This is a genomic window from Brevibacterium sp. (assembly GCF_052105255.1).
GTDB lineage: Bacteria > Actinomycetota > Actinomycetes > Actinomycetales > Brevibacteriaceae > Brevibacterium > Brevibacterium linens_B.
Window position 1 is genome coordinate 1 of record NZ_JBQDYQ010000084.1, and the last position, 9,407, is coordinate 9,407.

The window sequence follows — 9,407 nt, forward strand, 5'->3', positions numbered from 1 at the left end:
CGTGATCAGCGCGATCCTGACATGGCTCCGCCAATAAAGGAGACATGCCCTAGTCTGTTTTTATGCCCCAGCGAGTGTTTGTCGATGCCAACATCTTTTTCAGTAAGACCCTCCTTGATTGGATGTTTCACTTGAGGCAAGCCAACGAAGGAATGTTTCAACTTCATTCGACCGAGGATGTCTTTGCTGAGGTGTTGGCCAATATGCGTAAAGAACAGCCTGATGCCCCGGGGCACCGAACGCGTCACCGCCTAGAACTCATACGTGCATGCGTCGACGAGGTAATTCAGGATTTTCCTGGCGATGTTGAGTTCACAGGTGAAGACCCAAATGACTACCACGTACATGCGGCGGCGCTGGCTGCTCGTTCTGATCTCGTTGTCACCTCGGACCGGCCGACCGGAATCACCACTACGCCTGATTCCCAGCCATATGAGCTAATTTCTCCGGACGAGTTCTTCTTGCTCGTGGTGGACTCTGCACCTTCATGTCTTCGACCGATAGTCCGCAGCCAGTTCGAGTACTGGAAATCTAAGCCGAATTTCCGACAATTGGACGACGCGCTTGCCAGAGCTGGATGCCAGCAGTTTGCTCTGCGCGTTCGCGAAGCGTTGAGTCAAATAGCGCAAAGCGTTTATTGATTTCAACTGGCGCAGACGGCAAGACCTCGAAAAGTGAGGCGGTCCTGTTCGGCCTCGGACGGGTGGGAATCGCGGCCGGACCAACCAGTCCTGATGGCGTGCATGCTTTCTCGCGGTCGATATCGCTTAGGATTTCCGGCCACTCGGCCAATAGCCTATGGAGCGGGCGGCCCAATCGATGATGATGAAGAGCTCGACCTGCAGAGCGCAAATCAAATCTTCCAGTTCTAGATTACGGGCCAATCGGCCCTTATACCTTGCAACGATCGGTACCGGGAGTGAGCGCCTAATAGTTGAGCTCCGGTACCTCGAGCTCGGCGATCATTGCCGCGGCGAGGTCGGTACGGGAGGCAGGGGGCTTCTCAGTGCGTCCTCGATCATGTCCTCTATCGCCGAGGCGGTCAGCCCCCGCCACTGCCGTCGTGACGGTGCGGACGGAATGCGCGCGCCGCGCACCTGGGCCAGGGCCACCTCGGTGATGGGGGCATGCTGAGGAAATGCGGTCAGCGCGTGTAGTCCCGCTTCCTCCTTGCCGATGATCTCACCGGTCGCGAGCGTGCGACGCATGCGCGCGGGACCGAGCACGCACCACGCAACGGTGCCGGCTGAAAATCCCCGCGGGGACGTCACGAGTCGACGAAGCAGCGTTCCCGGGGTGCGCGACGGACGGACGCGCAGCTGTGCGGCCAACGGAGTCCAGTACTCGCGCAGATTCCTACTGATCCACGGGCGAAGCGCCTCCGGCTCCGCATCGACATCCCACTCGGCGATCGGTCGTCCCCGAACCGTGATCCCGCCTTCGACGAGCTCCTTCCAGGTCACCGGATTGACGTCGAACGCGCCGCTCGGGTCGAAGATCTCCCCGGTGTGAGAAGCGATCGGCGGAATCTCGGTGACGGGTTGACCGACCTCGGATTCGGCGATGAAGACCGTATTGCAACAGGCGCTCACACCTCGCCCGCGCGCCGCACCGACCACCAGGCGGGGTACCTGCGAGAGGTGGAGCAGCCGCAGGCGGCGGAGGAGATCTGGCCGTGTGCGGTACTCGTCGGCGATGACCGCGACGAGGTCGATGTCGCTGCGGCCCGGGCGGTAGGCACCGAGCGCGATCGACCCGGTGACAGCGCAGGCAATGATGCCGCCGGGCAGGATCCGATCGGCGGAGCGCAGGTAGGACCTGATGGCGGTTGCGACGTCCGGCGGCAGCTGTGAGCGCATGCGGCCAGGTTATCCAGGATCACGCCCCACCGGTGCGTCCGCAGTGCTCGCGGGCAGCAATGCTGTCGCGTTCGAGCGCCTGAACTTTCCCTGGCCCACGCCTGCGAACAGCCCGACGAGCGGATAGAGACCCCGGTCACGGGCGGGTGAGAGCACCGCTGGTCACCGCGCGGCGTTCAGCGAATTCTGATCGCTTACACACGGATCCATGACGATTCGTTGCGGCGAGAATAAGTCACCTCGAAGTCTCTCTGCATTGAACAGAGCCAATCGGTCCGTCAGTGTTGTGTGGGGCGATTCCACGGCACCTTCTGCTTTGATGTTCCTGTGCCGACCGCAGGGCAGATGCCGCAGAACACACCACGTGTGCCGCGCACCAGGAATCGCCGACCGGGTCGAGGACCCGATCAAGAGAAAGTGAGAACAGATGAAACGTGCGCGCACACTTGCGGTGACTGCACTGTCCGCAGCCGTCCTCGCGGGGGGAGTCTCCCTGGCAACGGCGGCCTCGGCCTCGGCCGACCCGATCTCCGGCGGCGTCAGCCAGGAGGGTGAAGCAGCCCAGTCCGACTCCGGCTCGACCGGAGGGATCGACGACCCCGATGAGCTGAGCGAGGAGCAGATCGGCAATGCGCGCACCATCATCGGCGTCGGCAAGGGCGCGGACCTGTCGAAGGAGGCGCAGACGATCGCCGTGATGACCGCGCTGCAGGAATCGAGCCTCAATGACCTCGACGGAGGCGACCGCGATTCCGCCGGTGCCTTCCAGCAGCGTCCCTCGATGAACTGGGGATCGGACGACGAAGTCACCGACACCGTGTACGCGTCGAAAGCCTTCTACGGCGTCGACTCCGGAACCGACAACCCGGGACTGACCCAGATCGACAACTGGGAGAGCATCGACCCCGGTGACGCGGCACAGGAAGTGCAACACTCCGGCTACCCCGACGCCTACGACAAGTGGGAGCCGCTGGCGGAGAAGCTCGTCGACGAGAACCAGGACGTCGACTCCATCGACTGATGACTGCGGGTCCGAGAGTCCTGTCCACTCGGCAACTGGCTATGGATTCGTCCACAACCCCGAACGATCTGGCCATCAGCGCTATTACGGTCCTCGAACTCGACATCGGAGTCCGATGGAGAGAGCGGAGGGACGCACGCGGTGGGATCCGTCCTTCGGCAGTGGTTCGACGAACAGGTCTCTGAGGTCTTCGACAGAAGAATTCTTACCGTCGATGCCGAAGTGGCTGTGCAGGCATCGCAATTGCACGTCCCTGACCCGATGCCCGACATGGACAGCCTGATCGCAGGGACCGCACTCGCACACTCTCTGACCCTGGTGACGAGGAACGTCGCTGACTTCGCGAATACGGGAGTCAGGCTGCTCAGTCCCTGGGAGGACTGACCTCCTTCGCGGTCACTCTGCCAGCGCGCCGGCGGCGAGCCGGCGAACCACCTCGGTGAGGTGATGGAGACCCGAGACGAGGTCCTCGTCCTTCGTGAACTCGGCCAGGCTGTGCGAGACCCCGTCGACGCTGGGAATGAAGAGCATGACGGTGGGCACCTCGTCCTTCATGTTCGTCGAATCGTGCCCGGCCACGGTCATCACCTTCGCCGAGGTGAGTCCCAAGTCATCGGCCGCGGTGCGGGCCAGTTCGACCCCGTCCTCGGAATACGGGTTCTGATCCCAGCTGTGCTCGGCGACGATCTCGATCTCCACACGATCATCGGCGCTGACCTGGCCGATCGTGTCCATGAGCTTCTCATGGGCCGCGGCGATCACCTCGGCGCTGGGGGAGCGCAGATCGAGCAGCAGGCTGACCTCGCTGGCGACGACGACCGGAGAATTCGGGTAGACGGTGAGCTGTCCGCACGCGGTGTGCAGGGCACCGGGCTCGAAATCGTCGACGAGCTCCCGTGCGGCCACGACCAGACGCGCCGCACCGAGCAGGGCATCCTGCCGATCGGCCATGAGCGTCGACCCGCTGTGCGCCTGTGCGCCGGTGACCTTGAACTCGTACTTGTGCGCCGCCCACGTGGCATTGACCAGCCCGATCGTCACCCCGTCCTCTTCCATGCTGCGACCCTGCTGGACGTGGATCTCCGCGTAGGAGGCGATCTCCGGGGCCGTGAAGTCTCCGCGTTCTCCCAACTCATCGAGTGCCTCGGCGACGGTGGTTCCCGCAGCATCACGCGTGGTCAGGGCCGCTTCGAGCTCGGCCTTGCCGGTGAAGACATTGGACCCCATCATGGAGGGCTTGAATCGGGAGCCCTCTTCGTTGAACCAGTTGACCACGGCGAGGTTGAACTTCGCCTTCGACGGGTCCGCCCGCAACTCATCGGCGATCGCGAAACACGCATGAGCCGATGCCATCACCCCATAGGCGCCGTCGAAACGGCCGGCCGTCGGCTGCGAATCCATATGCGAACCCGTCAGCACATACGGGGCACCGGGCACGAGCTCGAGGAGCCCGAACTGATTGCCGATCGGATCCCGGTGCACGCTGAAACCGTGCTTGACGAGCAGCTCTTCGAACCATTTCCGCTGCTGGCCATCGGCGGCGCTCGCCGCCTGCCGGTCGACCCCGTTCGTGCCCTCGACGGCGCCGAATCGTGAATGCACGGCCCAATCGGCGAGGAACTCGGCTTCGCGATCGGCGGTGATCAGGGAGGGTGAAACGGTCATGAGGGGTCCTTTCGAGACGGTGTCGCGGGCGGGGTGACCTGCGACGGTGGGATGGAAGGGTGCAGCGCCGGCGGTGCCGGTGTCAGAAGAGATGTGCCCACCGCGGCGGGCACCAGGATTGATCAGGCGGTTTCGTCGGCGGCCGGAGGCATCGTCGCCGGATCGATGAGCAGATGGATGAGAGCAGGCCCGTCGTGGGCCAAGGCCCGGTCGAGCGCGGCTGCGAAGTCCTCGGTGGCCTCGACGCGCTCGCCGTGGCCGATCATTCCCGCTCCCACTGCAGTGCCGTCTGCTCCCGGTGGAACAGAGCCGGAGACCCCCGCCGAGGCGGCCCCCGAGCTGCCGAGATCGAATGCCGACATCCACGCCGCGAAGTTCGGGTTGACCATCCGCGTGCCCGAGGGCCGCCCGGGATAGTGGTTCTCCTGGTGGGACACGATCGTGCCGTACACGCCGTTGTCGATGACGATGATGAGCGGTGAACCGCCGTGGGCGAAGGCCGTGGCGATCTCCTGGCCGTTCATGAGGAAGTCCCCATCGCCGCAGACCGCGACCGCACGACGCTCCGGGTGCGCCAGAGAAGCCGCCACCGCCGCGGGAACGGCGAGACCCATCGCCCCGTTGCGGGCTCCGACGAGGCTGGACGGGCGCTCATGCCGGATGAACCGGTGCCCCCAGATCGTCGCATTGCCCGCCCCGTAGGTGAGGATCGCCTCCCCGCCGAGGCGGTCATCGAGAATCCCGAACGCCACCCCGAGATCGACCCCGGCACGGCTCGGATTCTCCGGTGCCGCCTCGGCGTCGGGACGGTGAGCGGCGAACCGGGCCTGCGCGTCCGCGCGTGACTGCATCCACACATCCGTCCGGTCACCGCGCAGTTGGCGTCCGTTCCGTGCATCACCGGCATCGGTCCTGGTCAGGGCGCGAGTGAAGGAGTCCGGGGAGGCGATGATGTGCTCATCGATGCGCCCTGCGTGCTGGGTGGCCTCCATATCGAGGGAGACGAGAACGGTCTCGGCGTCGAAGCCGATCGTGTACCCGTCGCTTAAGACATCGGAGCGGGTGCAGCCGACGAAGACGACGAGGTCCGCCTCGGCGAAACCGGCCGCCACAGCATCGGCGCGACCGTAGCCGAGCCAACCCGCCCACGCCGGCGAGGAATGCGGAATCGCATCGTAGGCGCGCCAATCGCAGAAGACCGGCACCCCCGCCGAGGCGGCCAGACCGGCCAGCTCGGCTCCGCAGCCGTTGTGCCACCCATCCCCGCCGAGCACGAATGCGGGACGCTTCGCCGCCGCGATCCGCGAAGCCAAGCCATCGATGACGGCGGGGGCAGGAGTCGGTGGGGCCACCTCGGGGAGGGCCGGAGTGGGGGCCTCGGTGAGACGGACGAGGACATCCTCGGGCAGGCCGACGACGACGGGGCCGGGGCGACCGGATGCGGCGATGCGCAGGGCGTCGGCGGTGATCTCACCGGCACGGTCCTCATCATCGATGGTGAGCACGCGCTTTGCCGTCGAGGAGAACCATTCGGGCAGGCTGAATTCCTGGAAGGATTCGCGGGACCGGTCATTGAGGGGGACGAGGCCGACGAACAGGACGAGCGCGGTCGCATCCTGCCAAGCGGTGTGCACGGAGATCATCGCGTTTGCCGCCCCGGGACCGCGGGTGACCATGGCGATTCCGGGGCGACCGGTCAGCCGGGATTCGGCCAGCGCCATGAACCCCGCACCGCCCTCCTGCCGGCACACGACGGTCTCGATGTTCGCGTCATACAGTCCGTCGAGGACGTCGAGGTAGGACTCGCCGGGCACCGCGTAGACGCGTTCGATGCCCGCGCTCTCCAAGGTGTCGACAATGAGGTGGCCGGCGGAACGCGACATTGGGTGTCCTTTCGAGGATCGAACGGTCAGGGGTCCGGGGCTCCCAGCCCGGTGTTGGGCTGGGTTCTCAGCGCTGTGCGGTTCTCAGTGTTTGAAGCCGGGCAGGTCGACGCTCATCCGAGGAGCGACGAAGCCGGCGAAGGCCGTGAACAGGGAGAGGAAGACGAGCATCGCGGCGGCCGGCCACCAGTGGTCTCCGGCGGAGGCGACGAAGCTCGTGGCCAGCAGCGGGATGAACCCGGAGAGCATGCCTGCGGCGTTCTGCGCCATGCCCACACCCGTGTAGCGGGTGGTGGCGGGGAACAGTCCGGTGAGCACGGTGCCCGATGCCGCGTAGGGCAGGGACAGAGTGGACACGGCCAAGGTCATGGCGATGACGACGAGGACCGGGTTGCCGGACTCGAACATGAAGAACGCGGGAACCGCGACGACCGCCGAGGCGATTCCACCCCAGAGGATGACCTTCGAGGCGCCGAACTTCGTGCCCAGGGCACCGCCCCAGATGAGGGCTCCGATCTCGACGGCGGCGGCGACCATGCTGCCGAGCAGGAGGAGGGAGTTCGTGTACCCGAGGATGTTGACGCCGTACCAGACGCAGAACGCGGTGACGAGGTAGAAGCCGCCGACGCCGAGCAGGGCCGCGGCCATGCCGATGATGATCTGCTTCCACGAGTCTCGGAAGGTCGTGCTGATCGGGCTCTTCTCGACTTCTCCGGACTCTTCGAGCTGGCGGAAGACCGGTGACTCCTCGAGGCGGGAACGCAGGTAGACAGCGACGACGAGCAGCGGCAGGGCGATGAGGAACGGGATCCTCCAGCCGAACGAGTTGAAGTTCTCCTGTGAGAACAGCAGGGTCATGACGAAGAATCCGCCGGAGGACAGGATCGTGCCGATCGGGGAGCCGATCTGCGGGATCGCTGCATAACGGGCACGCAGGTGGAGCGGGGCGTTCTCGACGACGAGCGTCATCGCGCCCGACCATTCGCCGCCGACGAAGAGACCCTGGAGGATGCGCAGGAGGACGAGCAGGGCGGGGGCGGCGAAGCCGATCGCAGCATAGGTCGGCAGGAGGCCGATGAGTCCGGTGACGACGCCGATGCCGATGATCGTGATGAGCAGGACCTTGCGGCGCCCGATCTTGTCGCCCATGCGGCCGAAGATCAGACCGCCGATGGGACGAGCGGCCAGCCCGACGCCGAAGGTGGCGAAGGAGGCCAACGCAGCTGCGGTGGCGTTCTCGCTGGTGAAGTACTGGACGTTGAAGATCAGGGCGGCCGCGGCCGAGAAGAGGAAGAAGTCGTACCACTCGAGGGCGGTGCCGATCAGGGCGCCGGCGGCGACCTTGTTTGCGTCCTTGATGCTCAGTTCCGTTGTGGCATTGAGCTCGGCGGACGCCGTGGTGTTCTGCTCGCTCATAGTGTGCTCCGTTGAGGATCGGGACGCGGTCCGCGGCTCCGCCGGTCGGCGGCTGGGCCGGTGGGCCCATGCGGGTCCGGTGTCGGTCGAGTCGTTCGCACCGGTCGCATTCGGTGGTGTGTGACCGGTAGATATCGACCTTACCGAGTGTCGTACGTCTCTTTCCAGGCACATTTGTCGCGGAAAAGCGTGCAGTGATTGTGCAGATGCACATATTCTGGACGCTGTGATGGATGAACAGGATGGAATTGCGGGCACACGACAGCTTCGGGACCGTCCGGAGCCCGGAGACGAACGCCGCTGGCTCGAGCTCCTCGACGCTCTCGATCTCGATGAGCTGACCGATCGGTTCATGACCCGCGTCGTCACGGTCTCCGGCTACGATCCCGCACCGATTCCGGTCTCGGAGCTGCGGCGGACCGGTCAGCGCTCCTTCTCCACCCTCATCGAGGGACTGCGATCCGGTGGGTTCGACGGGCCAGTGGCGGTTTCGACCGAGGTCGGGGTCTCCCGGGCGCGGGCAAGAATCCCGCTCGAGGCGCTCATGACCGCGATCCGCCACGATTTCAACGTGCTCTGGGAAGTGCTCACCCGAGTGGCGAATCAGGAGGATGCGGAACTCGTCATCAGGCACACCGGCATCGTCTTATCCACCGTCGACGAATACGTCTCGCAGGTCCAACAGGCCTATACCGCCGAGCGCACTCGGATGCGCGCGGAAGAGGATTCGGTGCATGCGGGCCTCATCGCAAGCCTCTTCGATGATCCCGATCCCACCTCGGAGCGCCTGTCGAGGATCGCGACCGGGCTCGGTCTCGATGTCGACTCTCCGCTGCTCGTCATCGCTGCCACCGGGGATGATGTCCGGACGCTGCGGGTGATCATCTCCGATCATGCCCGCGCGGGCGGGACCATGTTCACGCACCACCTCGGCGAGGTGCTCATTGCGTTCACGCAGGTTCCAGAAGGTGCGGACCCTGCTTCCACTCCGGTCGGTGGCGGAACCGGTCATTCGTTGGGGGTGCTCGCCGGCAAGATCGCCGAGACCAGAGTGGGGTATGTCCGCGCCGAAGGGATCGGCACCCTGCGACGGTCGGCGCTGACCGCACGTGACCTCGCTGATGTCATCGCCGCTGATGAGACGACTGCGATGACGTGGCGCAGCGGGTGGGCGCGGTTGGCCGCACGTTCCCTCAATGCCGCCGGCAATCCGATCCTCGCCGATGTCGAGTCCGCGCTGGCCGCCTGCGGTCCGGTCGAGCGAGACCGCCTCATCGAGGCGGTGCAGGTCTATCTCGCTTCGGGGAGCATCGGTGCGTCTGCCGCGCAGCTGTTCTGCCATCGCAATACTGTGGCGAATCGTCTGCGCCGCTTCGCGGACCTCACCGGAGTCGATCCGATGATCCCCGCCGAAGCGGCCCGCCTCGTCGTCGGTTGGGCGTGAGTGCCGCAGGGTTCCAGCGCAACAACTGCTTCAAAGTGTGTGCGCCCAGCATTTGCGTTATGCGCGCGCCCTGTCAAGCTGTTTGGAGTCACTCACGCTGCTAGCGTGTCTATCTCTCG

The 9,407-nt window shown here is 65.2% G+C and carries 7 protein-coding genes; 3 read left to right on the forward strand and 4 right to left on the reverse strand.

Annotation, left to right across the window (positions count from 1 at the left end; translation table 11 throughout):
* The first annotated feature begins 62 nt into the window (after positions 1 to 62).
* On the forward strand, positions 63 to 641 hold the full coding sequence (locus tag ACTIIH_RS15100) for a PIN domain-containing protein (RefSeq protein ID WP_441452701.1): 579 nt from the start codon (positions 63 to 65) through the stop codon (positions 639 to 641).
* A gap of 321 nt (positions 642 to 962) precedes the next feature.
* On the opposite strand, the gene ACTIIH_RS15105 is transcribed toward ACTIIH_RS15100, so the two are convergent.
* The gene (locus tag ACTIIH_RS15105) at positions 963 to 1,859 is read right to left on the reverse strand and encodes a nucleotidyltransferase domain-containing protein (RefSeq protein ID WP_441452702.1); all 897 of its coding nucleotides are present in this window, start codon (positions 1,857 to 1,859) and stop codon (positions 963 to 965) included.
* Positions 1,860 to 2,286: 427 nt separating this feature from the next.
* Here ACTIIH_RS15105 and ACTIIH_RS15110 point away from each other — a divergent pair, with 427 nt between their 5' ends.
* Positions 2,287 to 2,880, forward strand: coding sequence for a hypothetical protein (locus ACTIIH_RS15110; RefSeq protein ID WP_441452703.1), 594 nt, complete (start codon positions 2,287 to 2,289; stop codon positions 2,878 to 2,880).
* Positions 2,881 to 3,276: 396 nt separating this feature from the next.
* On the opposite strand, the gene ACTIIH_RS15115 is transcribed toward ACTIIH_RS15110, so the two are convergent.
* The 3 genes from ACTIIH_RS15115 to ACTIIH_RS15125 form a co-directional block, all read right to left on the reverse strand.
* Positions 3,277 to 4,545, reverse strand: a complete 1,269-nt coding sequence (locus ACTIIH_RS15115) for a M20 family metallo-hydrolase (protein ID WP_441452704.1) — start codon at positions 4,543 to 4,545, stop codon at positions 3,277 to 3,279.
* Positions 4,546 to 4,667: 122 nt separating this feature from the next.
* On the reverse strand, positions 4,668 to 6,428 hold the full coding sequence (locus ACTIIH_RS15120) for a thiamine pyrophosphate-dependent enzyme (protein WP_441452705.1): 1,761 nt from the start codon (positions 6,426 to 6,428) through the stop codon (positions 4,668 to 4,670).
* An 84-nt stretch (positions 6,429 to 6,512) separates the two neighbouring features.
* Positions 6,513 to 7,844, reverse strand: a complete 1,332-nt coding sequence (locus ACTIIH_RS15125) for an MFS transporter (RefSeq protein WP_441452706.1) — start codon at positions 7,842 to 7,844, stop codon at positions 6,513 to 6,515.
* A 229-nt stretch (positions 7,845 to 8,073) separates the two neighbouring features.
* Here ACTIIH_RS15125 and ACTIIH_RS15130 point away from each other — a divergent pair, with 229 nt between their 5' ends.
* Entirely contained in the window at positions 8,074 to 9,288 is a 1,215-nt protein-coding gene (locus tag ACTIIH_RS15130) for a PucR family transcriptional regulator (RefSeq protein WP_441452707.1), read from the forward strand.
* Positions 9,289 to 9,407 lie beyond the last annotated feature (119 nt).